The organism is Ciceribacter ferrooxidans, assembly GCF_004137355.1.
GTDB classification, from domain to species: domain Bacteria; phylum Pseudomonadota; class Alphaproteobacteria; order Rhizobiales; family Rhizobiaceae; genus Allorhizobium; species Allorhizobium ferrooxidans.
In genome coordinates, this window is record NZ_SDVB01000253.1 from 677,139 (window position 1) to 694,121 (window position 16,983).

The 16,983-nt window shown below is 64.8% G+C and carries 20 protein-coding genes; 10 read left to right on the forward strand and 10 right to left on the reverse strand.

Annotated features, from left to right (window positions below; genetic code table 11):
- Positions 1 to 5 precede the first annotated feature (5 nt).
- The 3 genes from EUU22_RS19845 to EUU22_RS19855 form a co-directional block, all read right to left on the reverse strand.
- Positions 6 to 641, reverse strand: a complete 636-nt coding sequence (locus EUU22_RS19845) for a response regulator transcription factor (protein WP_129333694.1) — start codon at positions 639 to 641, stop codon at positions 6 to 8.
- Positions 638 to 2,620, reverse strand: coding sequence for a PAS domain-containing sensor histidine kinase (locus EUU22_RS19850; protein ID WP_205687923.1), 1,983 nt, complete (start codon positions 2,618 to 2,620; stop codon positions 638 to 640). Before EUU22_RS19850 ends, EUU22_RS19845 begins: the two co-directional genes overlap by 4 nt.
- A 178-nt stretch (positions 2,621 to 2,798) precedes the next feature.
- Positions 2,799 to 3,161 carry an SHOCT domain-containing protein gene (locus EUU22_RS19855; RefSeq protein ID WP_205687924.1) on the reverse strand — a complete coding sequence of 121 codons (363 nt, stop codon included), beginning with the start codon at positions 3,159 to 3,161 and terminating at the stop codon, positions 2,799 to 2,801.
- Between the two features lie 328 nt (positions 3,162 to 3,489).
- Here EUU22_RS19855 and EUU22_RS19860 point away from each other — a divergent pair, with 328 nt between their 5' ends.
- From EUU22_RS19860 to EUU22_RS19870, 3 genes are all read left to right on the forward strand, one after another.
- Complete coding sequence (locus tag EUU22_RS19860; protein ID WP_129333695.1) at positions 3,490 to 4,512, forward strand: TRAP transporter substrate-binding protein; 1,023 nt, start codon at positions 3,490 to 3,492, stop codon at positions 4,510 to 4,512.
- A gap of 230 nt (positions 4,513 to 4,742) precedes the next feature.
- Complete coding sequence (locus EUU22_RS19865; protein WP_129333696.1) at positions 4,743 to 5,384, forward strand: TRAP transporter small permease; 642 nt, start codon at positions 4,743 to 4,745, stop codon at positions 5,382 to 5,384.
- A 3-nt stretch (positions 5,385 to 5,387) separates the two neighbouring features.
- Positions 5,388 to 6,710 carry a TRAP transporter large permease gene (locus tag EUU22_RS19870; RefSeq protein ID WP_129333697.1) on the forward strand — a complete coding sequence of 441 codons (1,323 nt, stop codon included), beginning with the start codon at positions 5,388 to 5,390 and terminating at the stop codon, positions 6,708 to 6,710.
- Between the two features lie 67 nt (positions 6,711 to 6,777).
- On the opposite strand, the gene EUU22_RS19875 is transcribed toward EUU22_RS19870, so the two are convergent.
- Genes EUU22_RS19875 through ubiT form a run of 4 tightly spaced genes read right to left on the reverse strand, consistent with a single transcriptional unit; the run spans position 6,778 to position 9,617 of the window.
- Positions 6,778 to 7,194 carry a hypothetical protein gene (locus EUU22_RS19875; RefSeq protein ID WP_129333698.1) on the reverse strand — a complete coding sequence of 139 codons (417 nt, stop codon included), beginning with the start codon at positions 7,192 to 7,194 and terminating at the stop codon, positions 6,778 to 6,780.
- Positions 7,191 to 8,126, reverse strand: a complete 936-nt coding sequence (gene ubiV, locus EUU22_RS19880) for a ubiquinone anaerobic biosynthesis protein UbiV (RefSeq protein ID WP_129333773.1) — start codon at positions 8,124 to 8,126, stop codon at positions 7,191 to 7,193. The genes EUU22_RS19875 and ubiV overlap by 4 nt, the downstream gene beginning before the upstream one ends.
- Before the next feature lie 13 nt (positions 8,127 to 8,139).
- Positions 8,140 to 9,117: a ubiquinone anaerobic biosynthesis protein UbiU gene (ubiU, locus tag EUU22_RS19885; protein WP_129333699.1), complete on the reverse strand. Its 978-nt coding sequence runs from the start codon at positions 9,115 to 9,117 to the stop codon at positions 8,140 to 8,142.
- A complete protein-coding gene (gene ubiT / locus EUU22_RS19890) occupies positions 9,108 to 9,617 on the reverse strand; it encodes a ubiquinone anaerobic biosynthesis accessory factor UbiT (RefSeq protein WP_165351235.1) in 510 nt (169 codons plus the stop codon). The genes ubiU and ubiT overlap by 10 nt, the downstream gene beginning before the upstream one ends.
- 105 nt (positions 9,618 to 9,722) lie before the next feature.
- Between ubiT and EUU22_RS19895 the strand changes: the two genes are divergently transcribed.
- Positions 9,723 to 11,231: a UbiD family decarboxylase gene (locus EUU22_RS19895; protein WP_129333701.1), complete on the forward strand. Its 1,509-nt coding sequence runs from the start codon at positions 9,723 to 9,725 to the stop codon at positions 11,229 to 11,231.
- Positions 11,228 to 11,800 (forward strand): UbiX family flavin prenyltransferase, encoded by a 573-nt coding sequence (locus tag EUU22_RS19900; RefSeq protein ID WP_129333702.1) that lies wholly within the window; start codon positions 11,228 to 11,230, stop codon positions 11,798 to 11,800. Before EUU22_RS19895 ends, EUU22_RS19900 begins: the two co-directional genes overlap by 4 nt.
- A gap of 3 nt (positions 11,801 to 11,803) precedes the next feature.
- Here EUU22_RS19900 and EUU22_RS19905 read toward each other — a convergent pair whose 3' ends face one another.
- The 3 genes from EUU22_RS19905 to EUU22_RS19915 are packed head-to-tail and all read right to left on the reverse strand — an operon-like array spanning position 11,804 to position 13,113.
- Entirely contained in the window at positions 11,804 to 12,490 is a 687-nt protein-coding gene (locus EUU22_RS19905; protein WP_129333703.1) for an NnrU family protein, read from the reverse strand.
- Positions 12,491 to 12,500: 10 nt separating this feature from the next.
- Entirely contained in the window at positions 12,501 to 12,947 is a 447-nt protein-coding gene (locus tag EUU22_RS19910; RefSeq protein WP_129333704.1) for a hemerythrin domain-containing protein, read from the reverse strand.
- Positions 12,948 to 12,957: 10 nt separating this feature from the next.
- Positions 12,958 to 13,113 carry a hypothetical protein gene (locus tag EUU22_RS19915; RefSeq protein ID WP_129333705.1) on the reverse strand — a complete coding sequence of 52 codons (156 nt, stop codon included), beginning with the start codon at positions 13,111 to 13,113 and terminating at the stop codon, positions 12,958 to 12,960.
- Positions 13,114 to 13,238: 125 nt separating this feature from the next.
- On the opposite strand from EUU22_RS19915, the gene EUU22_RS19920 reads away from it, so the two are divergent.
- From EUU22_RS19920 to EUU22_RS19940, 5 genes are all read left to right on the forward strand, one after another.
- Positions 13,239 to 13,790, forward strand: coding sequence for a cytochrome c oxidase subunit 3 (locus EUU22_RS19920; protein ID WP_129333706.1), 552 nt, complete (start codon positions 13,239 to 13,241; stop codon positions 13,788 to 13,790).
- 4 nt (positions 13,791 to 13,794) lie between these two features.
- The gene (locus tag EUU22_RS19925; RefSeq protein ID WP_129333707.1) at positions 13,795 to 14,073 is read left to right on the forward strand and encodes a cytochrome C oxidase subunit IV family protein; all 279 of its coding nucleotides are present in this window, start codon (positions 13,795 to 13,797) and stop codon (positions 14,071 to 14,073) included.
- A gap of 168 nt (positions 14,074 to 14,241) precedes the next feature.
- Positions 14,242 to 14,694: a c-type cytochrome gene (locus EUU22_RS19930; protein WP_112689113.1), complete on the forward strand. Its 453-nt coding sequence runs from the start codon at positions 14,242 to 14,244 to the stop codon at positions 14,692 to 14,694.
- Between the two features lie 25 nt (positions 14,695 to 14,719).
- Positions 14,720 to 16,066, forward strand: a complete 1,347-nt coding sequence (locus EUU22_RS19935) for a nitric-oxide reductase large subunit (protein WP_129333708.1) — start codon at positions 14,720 to 14,722, stop codon at positions 16,064 to 16,066.
- Positions 16,067 to 16,164: 98 nt separating this feature from the next.
- Entirely contained in the window at positions 16,165 to 16,974 is an 810-nt protein-coding gene (locus EUU22_RS19940; protein ID WP_129333709.1) for a CbbQ/NirQ/NorQ/GpvN family protein, read from the forward strand.
- Positions 16,975 to 16,983 lie beyond the last annotated feature (9 nt).

Sequence of the window (16,983 nt, forward strand, 5' to 3'; positions counted from 1 at the left end):
CCGGTTCAGGCGAGTTCGATCCCGTGCGAGGCGAGGTTGGCGGCCAGCTCCACGGCATTCCGGGCCTGCATCTTGGCGAGGATACGGGCGCGGTGGACCTCGACCGTGCGCATGGAGATGGAAAGCGCATCCGCGATCTGCTTGTTCAGCATGCCGGCCATCAGCAGCTTCAGAACATCGACCTCGCGTGACGAAAGCTGCTGCAGTTGCTGTTCGATGATCGCCCGCTGACGGCTCTCCGACATCTTGCCGAAGCGCTTTTCGAGGCAGGCGATGACGGTGTTGACGAGCTGGTTGTCGTTGAAGGGCTTCTCGATGAAATCGGCAGCGCCGGTCTTCAGCGCCTCGACGGCGACCGGCACGTCGCCGTGTCCGGTGAGGAACACCACGGGCGCCTCGGAGCCGGCGGCCTTCAGCCGGTTGAAGGTCTCGAGCCCCGACAACCCGCCCATGCGCATGTCGAGAATGATGCAGGAAAAGGGTTCGAGCGGCAGCGCGGCAAGCAGTGCTTCGCCGCTCTCGAACGGAATGGCGCGCATGTGCCGGGACATCAGGAGGAAGGCGAGCGAATCGCGGATGGCCGGATCGTCGTCGACCAGATAGACGGCGGCGTCCTTCAGGAAGGGCTTTGCTGAGATCATTCCGCCGCCGCCCTTTCGGGTTGAGGCACCGGCAGAACGATCGAGAAGATGGTGCCGCCGGTCGGGTTCGGCCGGTGTTCCAGGCGTCCGTGATGGAGCTCTATGATCGTCCGGCAGATGTTGAGCCCCATGCCCATGCCGTCCTGCTTGCTGGTGACGAAGGGCTCGAAAAGACGACCGGCGACCGTCGGCGAGATGCCCGACCCGCTGTCCCGGACCTCGATCACCTGGTGATCGTCCTCCTGGCGCAGCTCGACCTCCAGCCGCACGCGCCGCGTCGGCGGCCCGGCCATCGCCTCGATGCCGTTACGCATCAGGTTGATCATCACCTGCTCCATCAGGATGCGGTCGGCCCGCACCGGCGCCAATCCCTTCGGCGCGACGACCTTGATCGTCGCGTGGCGGTTGCTGGCATCGGCTTCGAGGAAGGAGGCCGTCTCGACGATGACGGAGGCGAGCTCGACATCCTGGAACTTCGGGTCGCGCTTGCGCACGAAATCCTGGATGCGGCGGATGATCTGGCCGGCACGCTCGGTCTGGACCGAGAGCTTCTCGAGCGCCCCGACCACCTGCCGGTGATCGCAATCGGGAGACTGCAAGAGGTTCAGCGAGCCCGCCGCATAGCTCGCGATCGCCGCCAGTGGCTGGTTGAGTTCATGGGCGAGGGAGGACGCCATCTCGCCGAGCGTGACGAGGCGGCCGGTGCGCTGCAAGTTCTGCGACTGGATGCGGGCGATCTCTGCGGCCCGCTTCTGGTCGGAAATGTCGATGATCGAGCCCATCCAGCCGCGATGCCGGCCATGGGCGTCGACGAGCGGCGCCTCGAAGACCTGCACCTCAAGGTCGGAGCCGTCGCTGCGACGGAAGCATGTCTCGAAGCTCTGGATCTTGAGCCCGCCCTTGTTCAGCGCGTCGTGGCGTGCGAGCGTCTCGGCGATGCGGTCCTCATGCCAGTAGGGCATCGGCGGCTTGCGCCCGGTCAGTTCCTCGACGGTGAAGCCGGTCATCTGGCAGAAGGCGTTGTTGACGTAGAGGATCTTGCCGTCGTGGTCGCGGGCGCGCAGGCCGACGGTCAGGCTTTCCTCCATCGAGCGCCGGAAGGCCATCTCCGAACGCAGCCGCATTTCCGCCGCCTGGCGCTTGAGGCCGTTGCGGTAGAGGACGAGGAGCGAGAAGACGGCGAAGAGCGACAGCCCCAGAATACCGGCGACCAGCAGGTTGTTCGAAAGATTGCCGCCGACACGATAGCTCGAAATGGTAAGCCACGCACCGGCGAGCGGCGGGTCGAAGCTGATCTTGTGTGTGAGGCCGGTATCCGTCGGCTCGACGCGGGTCTTTTCCGCAAGCACCACATTGTCGATGTCGACGAGCTGTACGGCATATTTCTCGGTGATCCACCAGGGGATCTGGCGTGCGATCAGCGAGCGGATCGATATGATCGCCGAGACACTGCCGCCGTCCCCCAGCGCCGTCGAGATGCTGGTGACGAGATCGCCGTCGGCCGTCCTGGTGAGCGGCCCGTAGATCGGCCGGACGCTCGCAGCCGCGGTTGCCCGCACCGGAAGCGGCGACGTCCCGTCGCCCCCGGATGCGGCACCTTCCGGAACGGAGAAGACCGGCCGGCCATCGGCGTCGAAGAGGGCGATGCTCAGGACTTCGGGATTGTTCTGCAGATGGATGCGGGCGCGGTCGCCGAACTGCGGCAGGCCGATCTGGTGATGGGCATGATCGAGCGCCAGCCGCGCGATGGCGTCCTCGTCCACCGAGAGCTGGAAGCGCAGCGTCTGTTCCACCCAGAGCGCGTCCGAGATCAGCGTGGTGCGCAGCCGCTCGTTCTCGTTGTAGTTGATGGCCCAGAGAAGCAGCGAAATCATTGCCGTGAGTACGACGATAGTGACGAGCGGGATCACCTGCAGCAGGTCGTGCCTGCCGCCGTCACCGGAATCGGGTCCGTCACTGCTGGATCTGAAGATCGTCAAGCCGCTTTTGATGCCTCCCAGCGCGACTTCTACGCCAAAAGCTGCGGGATTTCGACAAAAAAGCGCACCGGCGTCCAGCCGCCGGAGCAGGCATCAAGGGACGGTGTGGCGGTCATGATCCGGCGTTCCGGCTCGGCGACGGGCCGGGCACGCTTCGGCGGGGAAAGGGCCGCGACGCTCAGTCGGTCAGCCGCTTCTTGCGTTCGTCGAACTCCTGATGGTCGATCTCGCCGCGCGCATAGCGATCCTTGAGAAGGTCGAGCGCCTTGCCGCTGCCGGACGCGTTCGAAGGCAGGTTGATCGCGCCCATGTACTTGAGGGCGTAGATGATCCCGACGACGATCGCCACCAGGATGAGAATCATGAAGATCGGGCCGAATATCATGCCGAAACCTCCCCATTGATCGCCCCACATCATGCCGTGGCCGTAGTAATACGGCCTGTCCCGAGGGTCGGACCCGGCCTGGGCGAGAACCGGAACTGCCGATGCTGCGAAGATTGCGGCTGCGGCCGCCGTGTGGGCGAAAGTCTTGCTGTACATTTGAGACTCCCAAGCTGGCGAAAATTCACGATGAGCTCAATTAGTAACCCGGAAAGTACTTTCCGGCAATGCCGGACCGCTGCGACAAATGCGCGAAGTGATTGACGGAACGTGAAAATTGGCTTTCCCGAACAGGCGGAAAAGCGGGCCAGAGGAGCGGGCGTCGAGAGGATATTTGCACCAGCTCCCGTCCAGGCCCGGGCACGTCATGTGGAAATCCACAATAGCGCCACATTTCACGAGGGCCTAAGACAACGACAGTCCGGGTGGTGGAACGCGGGGGGACAGTTCTCGCGTGGGCCCGGAGCATACCAGGAGGAGATATCCAATGTTCGACCGCCGCACGTTCCTGCGGACTGCTGCCGCAATCTCGCTTTCCGTTTCCGCCTTCGCGCTCGCCGCATCCGGCGCCGCCGCTGCCGATCCGATCGTGATCCGTTTCTCGCATGTCGTCGCACCCGATACGCCGAAGGGCAAGGGCGCCGACAAGTTCAAGGAACTCGCCGAAAAGTACACGAACGGCGGCGTGAAGATTGAGGTCTACCCGAACTCGCAGCTCTACAAGGACAAGGAAGAGCTCGAAGCCCTGCAGCTCGGCGCCGTCCAGATGCTTGCACCGTCGCTCGCCAAGTTCGGTCCGCTCGGTCTCAAGGAATTCGAAGTCTTCGACCTTCCTTACATCTTCTCCGGCTATGACAGCCTGCACAAGGTGACCTACGGCCCCGTCGGCAAGAGCCTGCTCGACAAGCTCGGCTCCAAGGGCATCCAGGGCCTCGCCTTCTGGGACAACGGCTTCAAGATCATGAGCGCCAACAGCCCGCTGAAGACGCCTGACGATTTCCTCGGCCTCAAGATGCGCATCCAGTCCTCGAAGGTGCTCGAGGCTGAAATGAACGCACTCGGTGCCGTTCCGCAGGTCATGGCCTTCTCGGAAGTCTATCAGGCGCTGCAGACAGGCGTCGTCGACGGCACCGAAAACCCGCCGTCCAACATGTATACCCAGAAGATGCACGAGGTGCAGAAGCACGCCACGCTCTCCAACCACGGCTATCTCGGCTATGCGGTGATCGTGAACAAGAAGTTCTGGGACGAACTGCCGGCTGACGTCCGCGGTAACCTCGAAAAGGCGATGACCGAAGCGACCGAATATGCGAACGGCATCGCCAAGGAAGAGAACGAGAAGGCTCTCGAAGCGATGAAGGCCGCCGGCACCACCGAGTTCCACGAACTCACTGCCGACGAACTCGCCGCCTGGCATAAGGCGCTGCTGCCGGTTCACGACGAGATGGCCGACCGTATCGGTGCCGACCTCATCAAGCAGGTGCAGCAGGAAGCCGGCGTCGCCAACTAAGGCGCGCCTCAGCGATAATCGGCGCCGCATCGTCCCGCTCCTCGACGCGGAGCGGTGCGGCGCACTTTACGGACAATCGGCCCGCGCCGGTCCGGCCTTTCGGGGTATCGGCAAGCGGGCGTGACCGGCACGACCCAGCAGCCCGCCAGACGGTTCGATGCTCCGGCTTTTCCGGAGCCGACGAGCGGGCAAGCTTGGAACCGACCGATGCGACCGAGGAGGTCCCTTTCATGCTTCGTATCCTTGACAGGCTCGAGGAAATCCTGATCGCCACGCTGATCGCCGTGGCGACCGTGATCATCTTCGTCGCCGTCGTTCACCGCTACTCGCTCGGCCTTCTCGCCGATCTCGTGACTTTTTCGCGAGGGCTGGAAAACGCCTGGCTGATGGGCTTTTCGCGCACGCTCTATTTCGGTCTTCGCTCCGTCAATCTCGTCTGGGCGCAGGAACTCTGCATCATCCTCTTCGTCTGGATGGCCAAGTTCGGCGCCGCCTACGGCGTGCGCACCGGTATCCATGTCGGTATCGACGTCCTGATCAACCGCATGCAGGCCAAGAACCGCGCACGAATGGTCCTGTTCGGCCTCCTCGCCGGCGCCTTCTTCACCGGCGTCATCGCGACGCTCGGCGCGAACTTCGTCTACCACATGTACCACACGGACGCGATTTCGCCGGACCTCGAACTGCCAATGTGGCTCGTCTATCTCGCAATCCCGCTCGGCTCCGCGCTCATGTGCTTCCGCTTCCTGCAGGTCGCCTGGAGCTTCAGCCGCACCGGGGAACTGCCCCACCACGACCACGGACACGTGGACGGGATGGACGAAGAGGCCGAGGCGATCGCCGCGAGCCCGCTGACTGCGAAGGATCACTGAGCCATGAACGCGACACTCATCTTCGGAGGGCTCGTGGCCCTCATGCTGACCGGCATGCCGATCTCGATTGCGCTCGGCCTCACGGTTCTTGCGTTTCTCTTCACGATGACGGCGGTGCCGATCGACACCGTGGCGCTGAAACTCTTCACCGGCATCGAAAAGTTCGAGATCATGGCGATCCCGTTCTTCATCCTCGCCGGTAACTTCCTGACCCACGGCGGCGTCGCCCGCCGCATGATCAACTTTGCGACTTCGATGGTGGGGCACTGGCACGGCGGGCTCGGGCTTGCGGGCGTCATCGCCTGCGCGCTCTTCGCAGCCGTATCCGGCTCCTCGCCGGCGACGGTGGTGGCGATCGGTTCGGTGATCCTGCCGGCGATGACCCGACAGGGCTTCCCGAAGCAGTTCGGCGCCGGCGTCATCACCACCTCCGGCGCGCTCGGCATCCTGATCCCGCCGTCGATCGTCATGGTCATGTATTCGGTCGCGACCTCCGGCATGCAGGCGATCGGCCCCGACGGTCAGGTGGTTTCGGCGGCCTCGGTCGGCGAACTCTTCATGGCCGGCGTCATCCCGGGGCTCATCCTCGCCTCGCTGCTTGCCGCCACCACCTGGCACCGCGCGTACAAGAACGGCTACCCGCGGCTGCCGAAGGCGAGCTGGCTCGAGCGCTGGCAGACGTTCCGCAAGGCCGTCTGGGGCTTGCTGCTGATCATCATCGTCATCGGCGGTATCTACACGGGCGTCTTCACGCCGACCGAAGCCGCCGCGATGAGCGCCGTCTACGCCTTCTTCATCGCCGTCTTCGTCTACAAGGACCTGAAGCTCTCGGACATTCCGCGGGTGCTGCTGTCCTCGGCCAACATGTCGGCGATGCTGCTCTACATCATCACCAACGCCGTCCTGTTCTCCTTCTTGATGACGCACGAGAACATTCCGCAGGCGCTCGGCGAATGGATGGTGAACTCGGGCCTGAACTGGTGGATGTTCCTGATCGCCGTCAACATCCTGCTGCTTGCCGCCGGCAACTTCATGGAGCCGTCGTCGATCGTGCTGATCATGGCGCCGATCCTTTTCCCGGTCGCCGTGCGTCTCGGTATCGATCCGGTGCATTTCGGGATCATGATCGTCGTCAACATGGAGGTCGGCATGTGCCACCCGCCCGTCGGCCTCAACCTTTACGTAGCGTCGGGCATCACCAAGATGGGGATCACCGAGCTGACGGTCGCCGTCATGCCCTGGCTGCTCACCATGCTGGCCTTCCTCATTGCGGTGACCTACATCCCGGAAATCTCGCTCTTCCTGCCGCGTTTCCTCGGCATGTAAGGAGAATTTCCGACCACCGGGCGAACACGCGTCCGCCCGGTGGAGCGATCGGGAGATGCGCTCCCTGTTACGCCTCGCCGTTCGCCGGCGGGGCGACCCCGTTTTCGAGGTTCAGCAACTCGCGCAGCTGGGCCGAACCGTCCGCGGCGGCCGTGGCAATGTCGTCGAAGAGCAGGCTCGCTTCGGCGAGCAGACCGGGGTCCGGGTCAATTCCGGTGATCGTGTCGAAATCGTAGAGCAGCCCGAGCAGTGCCGCGATCTTGTGCTGCTGGTCGTGGGCGGCGGCGAGCAGGCGCTTCTGCTCCTTCTTCCGTTCCATCTGCTCCATCCGCGTGAGCGCGCTTTCCACCTTCTCACGGCAGGCGCAATCGAGCGCCGTGTTCATCACCACCGTGCGCACCTGGCCGATCGCCTCGCGAAGGCCGCGTCGCTGCAATGGTGCCGGCGAGGCGTTGTCGATGACGGTGAAGGTGTCGCGCGTCATGCCTGGGCCCCGTGCGCGGTGTTGCGGGCCCGCGCGACCCAGGCCGCACCTTCCCGTGCATGGTGGAAGCCGTTCGAGAGCGGCACGTCGGGATAGACCGTCCCGATGCGGGCGACGGCCTCCTCCGCATCGATCCGTTCGGCGAGCGCGTCCTCGTAAATGCGGGCGATTGCCGCCATGTCGCAGTCCTGCGGCGAGAGGCGGAAGCGTGAGACGCCGGCGGCGACGAGATCCGGCAGTTCGCCGACCAGTGCCTGGCAGGTGTGGGAGACGGTCTGGACGCCGTTGAGCGCCAGGAAGGATTGCTTGTCGAGCGTGCGGACCGGCATTCCGTCCGGCTCCTCGCCGCAGACGAACTGGCAGTTGTCCTTGATCTGTCCCTTGGCACGCGCATGCGCACAGCGCGCGGAAATCGCGAGCGGAATGCGACCGAAGGCGAAGACCTCGAAGGCGATGCCGGGAGCGCCCGCCGCGATCTCGGCGACGGAAGTCATGGAAAGCTCCGGCGGCAGGCAGATCGAGGTCGCCCCGCGCCCGGCGAGAAGCTTCGCGGTGGCGGCGTTGTAGACGTTGATCAGCGGCCCGACCGTGTGCCGCTTCCCGGCCAGAAGTCCGAGCGCGGAAAGGTCGTTCGCCTCGACGATATGGGCGCTGTCGCGGATGAGGTTGCGGACGTGCTGGGCCTCGCGCTCGATCGTCACCAGCGCCAGCGTCGAAAGCCGCACGGACTTGCCCGCAGCCTCCAGCCGCTCCACGACCTCGGCGAGATGCGGCTCGGTGAAGTGCAGGCGCTTCGAGCAGACCGTCTCGCCGAGCACCACCTCGCCGACAGGGGCCTCGTCGGCGATGCGGAAATAGAAGTCGCGCCATTTCGGTCCGTCCCAGAGATAGAGAACGGGCCCGAGCACCAGTGCCGGATTGGCTGAAACCATGGTCATGTCCTTGTTATCTCCAGCGCTTTTCGTAGGCGCCGGACGTCGTCTTCTGGCCTTCGCTGAGGAGCCTGAGACGGGAGAGCAATGCCGGCCGCGCCGCCGCATCGGCCGAAAGAGCCTGCCGCAGCGTCGAGACCACTTCGGCGACATAGGCCTTGCCGCGTTGCCGCCCCTCGACCTTGAGCGCTGAGACGCCCGCTGCCCGAAGTGCATCGAGGTGATCCATGACGTCGAGCGAGACCGGGTCCTCGAAGGCGTAGCCGCTGTCGCCGCCGGTTTCGAAACGGCCTTTGCACAGCGTCGGGTAACCCGCGGCCTCGCCGGCCGGGAAGCGGTTGATCGTGTACTCCCCGAGCTCGGAAACGAGTTCGGTATCGTCCTGGCGATAGCGCACGTGACTTGCCGGCGAGCACACGCCGTTCATGTTCGGCGATTTGCCGGTGGCATAGGAGGAGAGCGAGCACCGACCCTCGGCCATGACGCAGAGCCCGCCGAAGACGAAGACCTCGATCTCGCAACGGATCTGCGGCGCGAGCCGGGCGATGTCGGCAATCGTCAGCGTGCGCGGCAGCACCACGCGCTTCGCCTTGAAGGCGTCGACCAGGAAATTGATCGCGTCGGCATTGGAGGCGGAGGCTTGCACCGAGACGTGCAGGCGCTGGTCGGGATGCTTTTCCGCGACATAGGCCATGAGGCCGAAGTCGGCGAGGATCAGCGCATCGGCGCCGAGCCGCACGGCCTCGTCGGCCGCCTTGTACCAGATGTCCTCGGCGCCCGCGCGCATGAAGGTGTTGAGCGCGACGAAGGTCATGACGCCCTTGCGCTTGGCGAAGGCGATCGCCTCGCCGAGTTCGGCGGGCGTGAAGTTGAGGCCGGGGAAGTTGCGGGCATTGGTCTCGTCGCGGAAGCCGCAATAGACGGCGTCCGCGCCGGCATTGACTGCCTCGCGGAAGGCGGCGGGCGTTCCCGCCGGGCAGATCAGTTCCATTGGCCGGCCTCCCCGGTCAGCGCACGGTCGCGGACATAGGTGAGTGCCCTGCTGACGAGGGGCGCGAAGGGGCCAGAAGCCTGGCCGAGATCCTTCGGCAGGTCGATATTGCTGTCGTCGAGAGCGTTCCTCAGTGCCAGCATCGCCTCCATGTCGCCGGTGACGGTCAGGTCACGCGAAAAGAACAGCGCGTCCGCGTCGCAGCGGCCTTCGAGCAGCGCCAGCAGCAGAAAGAGCGGTCCCTCTACGGCGGCGTCGGCCTCCGGCCGCTTCGGCTTGCGCACGACGGTGAGCGAGAGGCGGGAAGGTTCGACGAGGAAGCCGATCGGCAGGTCGTCCGGCACGAAGCCGTAGCGCTTCTGGCGATAGTCGCCGAGCCGTTCGAACAAGCCGGGATGGGCTTTCAGGACCCGGGTGAAGGCCAGTCTCGCCGCACGTTCGATCATGAAGACCGGAATGACGCCAAGGGGGTCGGCGAGGGCAGGCGGAACACGCATCAGGAACACCTTTCGAAAGGGGAGGTCGCGCCATGCTAACGGCATCGAGGACGCGATCATTTGAGCCAGCGCAAAGACATGCAGGTTTTCCTCCGCCACAGAGGCGGGATGACCCAAGCTCCCCCAGCCATCCGCCGCTTCTCCGATCTCCAGCATTTCATGGGCGAACTCGAGCGGCGCGGCCGCCTGAAGCGGGTGGAAAGGCCCGTCTCGCTCGTCCACGAGATTACCGAAATCCACCGGCGGACGCTGGAATCCGGCGGCCCGGCCCTGCTCTTCGAAAAGCCGGTCGATGCCGCGGGCAAGGTTTGCGACGTCCCGCTTCTTGCCAACCTCTTCGGCACCCGGGAGCGGATCGAATGGGGCTTCGGGCTCGAGAACGGCGGCCTGCCGCGGCTGGCCGCCATGCTCGCCGACCTGCGCGACCCCCGTCCGCCGAAATCCATGCGCGATGCATGGGGCAAGCTGCCGCTTTTGAGGGCCGCACTGTCCATGCGCCCGCGAAACGTCAGCCGTCCGCCGGTGCAGGACATTGTCTGGCGCGACGAGGAGATCGATCTCGGGCGCCTGCCGATCCAGTGGTGCTGGCCGGGCGAGCCGGCGCCGCTCGTCACCTGGCCGCTGGTCATCACCCGGGCGCCGGACGATCCCACCGACGTCAATGTCGGCATCTACCGCATGCAGGTGCTCGACGGACAGCGCCTCATCATGCGCTGGCTCGCCCATCGCGGCGGCGCCCGCCATCACCGCATGTGGCAGAAGCTCGGGCAGGACATGCCGGTGACGGTCGCGATCGGTGCCGATCCGGCGACGATTCTTGCCGCCGTCATGCCGCTGCCGGAGGGCATGAGCGAGATGAATTTCGCCGGACTGCTGAAGGGCAGGCGTTCCGAGCTCGCCCCGGCGCTCACCGTCCCGCTTTGCGTGCCGGCCAATGCCGAGATCGTGCTCGAGGGCACGGTGTCCGCAAGCGAGACGGCGGAGGAGGGGCCTTACGGCGACCATACCGGCTACTACAACAGCGTCGAGCGCTTCCCGGTCATGACCCTTTCGGCGATCACCACGTGCCGCAATCCGGTCTATCTCTCGACCTACACCGGCCGACCGCCCGACGAGCCATCCGTGCTCGGCGATGCGATGAGCGAGATCTTCCTGCCGCTCGTCAAACGCCAGTATCCGGAGATCGCCGATCTCTGGCTGCCGCCGGAGGCATGCTCCTACCGCGCCATGGTCGTGGCGATCGACAAGCGCTATCCCGGACAGGCGCGGCGGGTGATGATGGGATTGTGGTCGATGCTTCCGCAGTTCAGCTACACGAAACTCATCATCGCCGTCGACCCGGATATCAATGTGCGCAGCTGGCCCGACATCGTCTGGGCGCTGTCGACCCGCTTCGATGCGAGCCGCGACGTCACCGTGATCGCCGACACGCCGATCGACTATCTCGATTTTGCCTCGCCGAAGCCCGGCCTCGGCGGCAAGCTCGGCCTCGACGCGACGACGAAGATCACGCCGGAAAGCGAACGCGAATGGGGCCGGGTGCTGAAGATGTCGCCGGAGGTCATGGCGAAGGTCGATGCGCTCTGGGCGGACCTCGGGATCGGAGAGGCACCATGAGCCGGATGCGCATCGTACTCGGCGTCTCCGGTGCCTCGGGTGCGGCCATTCCGCTTCGCATCCTGGAGCGGTTGCAGGAGGTCGAGGATGTCGAAACCCACCTCGTCGTTTCCGAGGCGGCACGGCGGACACTGTCCCACGAATGCGGCCCCGGCGCGCTCGGGCGCCTTCTGGCGATGGCGACCGAGAACCACGCGATCCGCGACGTGGGTGCCACGATCGCCAGCGGCTCCTTCCGCACCGCAGGCATGATCGTCGCGCCCTGCTCGATGCGCACGCTTGCGGCGGTCGCGACCGGCATCGCCGACAACCTTCTCGTCCGTGCCGCCGATGTCCATCTCAAGGAGCGACGCCGGCTGATCCTGCTGGCGCGGGAAACGCCGCTTCATCTCGGGCACCTGCGCAACATGTGTTCAGTCGCGGAAATGGGCGCGATCGTCATGCCGCCGGTTCCTGCCTTTTATCACAGGCCCGAAAGCGTCGAGGCGATCGTCGATCATATCGCCGCCCGTGCAATCGATCTCCTCGGCCTGCCGATCCCGCCGCTTGCGCGCGAATGGGAAGGCTGAGCGTCAGGAGCCGGCGAGCAGAAGAGGATCGGCGCCGAAGAGGAAGAGATGGCCGCCGGCGAGCAGCCAGAAGGTGATGACCGCCGTCAGCACGAAGGCCGCGATCGTCTCCCGGTCGATCCTGAACGAGGCCCGTCCGGCAAGGATTGCCGCGAAGGGAATGAGCGGGGCGCCGGCCGTCTCGGTCGTCCAATCGCCGGTCAGTCGCCGGCGGGCGCGACGGTCGAGCATGAAGAAGCCGCCGACGGAAAAGAGTGCCAGTCCGCCGAAGAGCAGAAGCGAACGCAGGTCGCCGTTCGGCACGAGGTGCCCGAGCGCCCAGAAGGTGAAGCCCCACAGCACCGGATGGCGGGTGACGGCGACGATCGCGCCCGTCGGCGCCTCGGAACTGCGCAGCGTGATCGAGAAGGGATTGCCGGAGAAGAGCCCGGCCAGCACGAAGAACACACCGACCGGCGCGGCGACTAGCGTCACCATCGCCTGCCAGGGCGCGGGCTCCCATAGCTCGACATAATCCATCCGGAGCGCCGCATAGAACAGCCAGGCGATGGCGGCGATCGAAGCGAGCGAATAGAGGCCGAGATAAAGCCGCCGGCCGAGCGTGGCGATCAGCCGCCCTCGGATGGCCGGGATCGCCGGAACCGAATGCAGCGCAAGGAACACGGTGAAGGCCATCACGAATTCGGTCATGGCCGCGAGCTTACATGACGCTATCGGGCGTGCCAAACATTTCGATCAGGCTCTTTTCCGCGGCAACATGGCGGCGCAGGCATTCGAAGAAGCCGCGCAGCATGTAGCCGACCGTCTCGAAGGAAAGGCCGCAGTGATTGTCGAGCACCGCATTCAGCGTCAGCGCCACCTCCTCGGCGGCGAGTCTGTCGCACATGTGCTCACCCTTCAGCCGGTCGATCGTCATCGCGGAGAAGCAGGAGCCGGCGCTTTCCTCGAGAAAGGGGTAGAGGACCAGTTCCTCCACGGTCTGCGTGCGGGTGAGCACGGGAACGATCTCCGTGGCAACCTGCTGGCAGAGTTCATAGTCGAGGCTGAAGGGCAGCGAATCGGCAATTGCCTCCAGGCGGTCGCAGAGGTTCAGAAGTTCCTCGTGGTTGTGCCGGATCGCCTCGGTCCTGGTGCTGGGGGGCATCATCGCGAAGGTCCTAGCGGTCGATGAAGAGCACGGCGGCGATCGCCACCGAGGCGAGCACGGCCGAGATCGCGCCGGTGCGCTGCAGGACGCCCATGCGATAGAGCATGAGCGCGAACGCGACGATGACGGGGGTGGCCACGGAAAGGCCGATATGGGCGTCGGTCATGGGGAATTCTCCTGTTCTGCCGCAATCCTAGGCCGCCTGCCGTGCCGTTCTTTGTGATTTCGCAAAGAAGCATGCGTCCCATCCTCTAAAGAGAGGCGACCGAAACGGAACGGGGTGCCCTTGCCATGGCCGATATGACCGTAACGACTTTCGCGGAGAGCGAGGAGGGCGACACGCTCCTCCTGTGGATCCTCGCCTGGAGCGAGCTCGTCGCCTTCGGCATCCTGATCGGTGCCTTTCTGATCGCCTCGGTCATCGATCCGCTGGCCTTTTCCACCGCGCAGGCGCATCTGCGCCCAGGGCTCGCCGCAATCAACACGCTCGTCCTGCTGACGAGCGGCTGGCAGGCCGCACTCGCCGCCCGTCCCGGTGCTTCGCTTGCCGAGACCCGCCGCGGGCTTCTGTTGGCCGCCCTGTTCGGCCTCGTTTTCCTTGCGGTGAAACTCTTCGAGTACAGCGGCGAGATCGGTGTGGCCGGCGACGAGAGCTTCGGGGCCTTCTTCGAACTCTATTTCCTGGTGACCGGCTTTCATCTGCTCCACGTCGTCTTCGGCTCCGCGGTGCTTGCGCTGGTCGCCTGGCGGCCCACGCGCAGCAACGTCGCGCTCATCACGACGCTCTGGCACGTGATCGACCTCGTCTGGATCGTCCTTTTCCCGCTCTTCTATCTGGTGTGATGCCATGGCCCACGGAACCGCAAGACAGCTCAATCTCGCCTACGCGATCCTGATCGCGCTGGCGCTTTCCGGCGTCATGCTCGCGGCGTGGGGCGCCGCGGTGCCTGCCGCAGGAGCGGGAATCCTCGTCCTTGCGGTGCTGAAGGCGCGCTTCGTCATCATCGATTTCATGGGGCTCGGCAACGCGTCACCGGCCCTGCGTATCGCCCTCGTCGCCTGGCCGGTCGCCTTCGCGCTCGCCGGTCTCGGCAAGATCGCACTCTCGGCGGTACTCGCCGGCTGAGCCTCCGTTCTGATCTTTGCCAAAACGCAAAGAACGGATCGGGGGAAGCTCTAGAAGAGGCTGGTCCCATCCAGTGTGCGCACTCCCAGCGACGTCTGGCACGGGACACGGGGGACAACCCACGCCGGCGCGCCGACGCGCCCGCCTGGACTAGGAAAGGACCATGGGATGGCAGAGCGCCTAACCAAGACCGGGGCCCGCAACGTCTTTTATGGCGGCTCCATCTTCTTCTTCACGATCTTCGTGGGCCTCACGGCCCACAGCCACTACTACATGAAAACGACCTCCACGGACGAGACGACGCTGACCGACGGCGTCGCACGCGGCAAGCATGTCTGGGAGAAGAACTCCTGCATCAACTGCCACACGCTGCTCGGCGAAGGCGCCTATTTCGCGCCGGAGCTCGGCAATGTCTGGAAGCGTTGGGGTGGCGACACCGATCCCGCCGCCGCGCGCGACACCCTCAAGGCGTGGATGGCCGCCCAGCCCTCCGGCATCGAGGGACGCCGCCAGATGCCGCAGTTCAACCTGACGGAACAGGAGCTCAACGATCTCGCCGACTTCCTCGAATGGACAAGCAAGATCAAGACGCAGAACTGGCCGCCGAACGACGCTGGTTGAGAGCGAGCGACAAGGAGAAAAGACGATGAAATATCAAACACAAAAGGTCGCGATGCTGTATTTCTACGGCGCGCTCGGCCTCTTCCTCGCGCAGGTTCTCTTCGGTGTGCTCGCCGGTACGATCTACGTGCTGCCGAATACGCTTTCCGAGCTTGTGCCCTTCAACATCGTGCGCATGGTCCACACCAATGCGCTGATCGTCTGGCTGCTCATGGGCTTCATGGGCGCCACCTACTACCTGATCCCGGAGGAGACCGAGACCGAGCTCTTCAGCACGAAGATCGCCGTCGCCCAGTTCTGGATCTTCCTCGGTGCCGCAGCGGTTGCCGTGGTCGGCTATCTCTTCCACATCCACGAGGGCCGCGAGTTCCTCGAACAGCCCTTCGCGATCAAGGTCGGCATCGTTATCGTCGCGCTGATGTTCCTCTTCAACATCACGCTGACGGTGCTGAAAGGCCGCAAGACCGTCGTCACCAACATCCTGATCTTCGGTCTCTGGGGCGTCGCGATCTTCTTCCTCTTCGCCTTCTACAATCCGATCAATCTCGCGCTCGACAAGATGTACTGGTGGTACGTCGTCCATCTGTGGGTCGAAGGCGTGTGGGAACTGATCATGGCCTCCGTGCTCGCCTTCCTGATGATCAAGCTCAACGGCATCGACCGCGAGGTCGTCGAGAAGTGGCTCTACGTCATCGTCGGCCTGGCGCTGTTCTCCGGCATCCTCGGCACCGGCCACCACTTCTACTGGATCGGCGCTCCGGGTTACTGGCAGTGGATCGGTTCGCTCTTCTCGACGCTCGAAGTGGCTCCCTTCTTCACCATGGTGATCTTCACCTTCGTGATGACCTGGAAGGCCGGCCGCAAGCATCCGAACCGTGCCGCACTCCTTTGGTCGATCGGCTGCTCGGTCATGGCTTTCTTCGGTGCCGGCGTCTGGGGTTTCCTGCATACGCTGTCCTCGGTGAACTACTACACCCACGGCACGCAGGTCACCGCCGCCCACGGCCACCTCGCCTTCTTCGGCGCCTACGTGATGCTGAACCTCGCGGTGATGGCCTATGCCGTGCCGGAAATCCGCGGGCGTGCGCCGTATAACCAGTGGCTCTCCATGGTCAGCTTCTGGGCGATGTGCACGGCGATGTCGGTAATGACCTTCGCCCTCACCTTCGCAGGCGTCCTTCAGGTGCATCTGCAGCGCGTCCTCGGCGAGAGCTACATGGACGTACAGGACCAGCTCGCCCTCTTCTACTGGATCCGCCTGGGTTCGGGTGCGGTGGTGCTGGTTTCGGCGCTGATGTTCATCTGGGCGATCCTGGTGCCGGGCAAGAAGCGCGAGCCGAGCTACACAAGTCTGGCGCAGCCGGCGGAGTGATCTCTCCGCGACCGCTACGCTACCTCCCCGGACAGGGGAGGTAGCAGGCTCCACAAAATTCAAGCGCCCACAAAATTCAAGCGCAAGGAACATCCCCAATGAACCTGATGCTCAAGACCTCTTCCGCGTCCGCCGACATTCCGTCCTATACGCCGGCGGGCAATGAATGCGCCCTCTTCGAAACCGCCTGGACCCGGCAGTTGCCGCTGCTCCTCAAGGGGCCGACGGGCTGCGGCAAGACCCGCTTCGTGAGCCACATGGCCGCGAAGCTCGGCGTGCCGCTGTCCACCGTTTCCTGCCATGACGACCTTGCCGCCGCTGACCTGACCGGCCGCTATCTGCTGAAGGGCGGCGATACCGTCTGGGTCGACGGCCCGCTCACCCGGGCGGTGCGCGAAGGCGGCATCTGCTATCTCGACGAGGTGGTGGAGGCCCGCAAGGACGTCGCCGTGGTGCTGCATCCGCTGACCGACGACCGTCGCATCCTGCCGCTCGAACGGACCGGAGAAGAGCTCGAAGCCCCTCCCGGCTTCATGCTCGTCGTCTCCTACAATCCCGGCTACCAGAATCTCCTGAAGACGCTGAAGCCTTCGACGCGCCAGCGCTTCGTGGCGATCGAGTTCGATTTCCTGCCGAAGGAACAGGAGATCGCCGTCGTCTCCGCCGAAAGCGGCCTGCCCGAAAGCCGGGTCGCCGCGCTCGTCGAGCTTGCCCGCAAGCTCCGGGCGCTGAAGGGCCACGACCTCGAGGAAGGCGTCTCGACCCGTCTGCTCGTCTATTGCGCGAGCCTGATCGATGCGGGGCTGCCGATCCGTGAGGCGGTACGCTCGGCGATGATCGAGCCTCTGACCGACGAGCCGGACGTGCGTGTCGGGCTTCTCGAAGTCGCCGACGCGGTGATCCGCTGAGAGGGGCAG

What these genes read in the sequence shown, in the direction of transcription:
- EUU22_RS19845 (WP_129333694.1), bottom strand. Translation starts at nt 641, where the DNA reads ATGATCTCAGCAAAGCCCTTCCTGAAGGACGCCGCCGTCTATCTGGTC.
- EUU22_RS19855 (WP_205687924.1), bottom strand. Translation starts at nt 3,161, where the DNA reads ATGTACAGCAAGACTTTCGCCCACACGGCGGCCGCAGCCGCAATCTTC.
- EUU22_RS19860 (WP_129333695.1), top strand. Translation starts at nt 3,490, where the DNA reads ATGTTCGACCGCCGCACGTTCCTGCGGACTGCTGCCGCAATCTCGCTT.
- EUU22_RS19865 (WP_129333696.1), top strand. Translation starts at nt 4,743, where the DNA reads ATGCTTCGTATCCTTGACAGGCTCGAGGAAATCCTGATCGCCACGCTG.
- EUU22_RS19870 (WP_129333697.1), top strand. Translation starts at nt 5,388, where the DNA reads ATGAACGCGACACTCATCTTCGGAGGGCTCGTGGCCCTCATGCTGACC.
- EUU22_RS19875 (WP_129333698.1), bottom strand. Translation starts at nt 7,194, where the DNA reads ATGACGCGCGACACCTTCACCGTCATCGACAACGCCTCGCCGGCACCA.
- ubiV (WP_129333773.1), bottom strand. Translation starts at nt 8,126, where the DNA reads ATGGTTTCAGCCAATCCGGCACTGGTGCTCGGGCCCGTTCTCTATCTC.
- ubiU (WP_129333699.1), bottom strand. Translation starts at nt 9,117, where the DNA reads ATGGAACTGATCTGCCCGGCGGGAACGCCCGCCGCCTTCCGCGAGGCA.
- EUU22_RS19895 (WP_129333701.1), top strand. Translation starts at nt 9,723, where the DNA reads ATGACCCAAGCTCCCCCAGCCATCCGCCGCTTCTCCGATCTCCAGCAT.
- EUU22_RS19900 (WP_129333702.1), top strand. Translation starts at nt 11,228, where the DNA reads ATGAGCCGGATGCGCATCGTACTCGGCGTCTCCGGTGCCTCGGGTGCG.
- EUU22_RS19905 (WP_129333703.1), bottom strand. Translation starts at nt 12,490, where the DNA reads ATGACCGAATTCGTGATGGCCTTCACCGTGTTCCTTGCGCTGCATTCG.
- EUU22_RS19910 (WP_129333704.1), bottom strand. Translation starts at nt 12,947, where the DNA reads ATGATGCCCCCCAGCACCAGGACCGAGGCGATCCGGCACAACCACGAG.
- EUU22_RS19915 (WP_129333705.1), bottom strand. Translation starts at nt 13,113, where the DNA reads ATGACCGACGCCCATATCGGCCTTTCCGTGGCCACCCCCGTCATCGTC.
- EUU22_RS19920 (WP_129333706.1), top strand. Translation starts at nt 13,239, where the DNA reads ATGGCCGATATGACCGTAACGACTTTCGCGGAGAGCGAGGAGGGCGAC.
- EUU22_RS19925 (WP_129333707.1), top strand. Translation starts at nt 13,795, where the DNA reads ATGGCCCACGGAACCGCAAGACAGCTCAATCTCGCCTACGCGATCCTG.
- EUU22_RS19930 (WP_112689113.1), top strand. Translation starts at nt 14,242, where the DNA reads ATGGCAGAGCGCCTAACCAAGACCGGGGCCCGCAACGTCTTTTATGGC.
- EUU22_RS19935 (WP_129333708.1), top strand. Translation starts at nt 14,720, where the DNA reads ATGAAATATCAAACACAAAAGGTCGCGATGCTGTATTTCTACGGCGCG.
- EUU22_RS19940 (WP_129333709.1), top strand. Translation starts at nt 16,165, where the DNA reads ATGAACCTGATGCTCAAGACCTCTTCCGCGTCCGCCGACATTCCGTCC.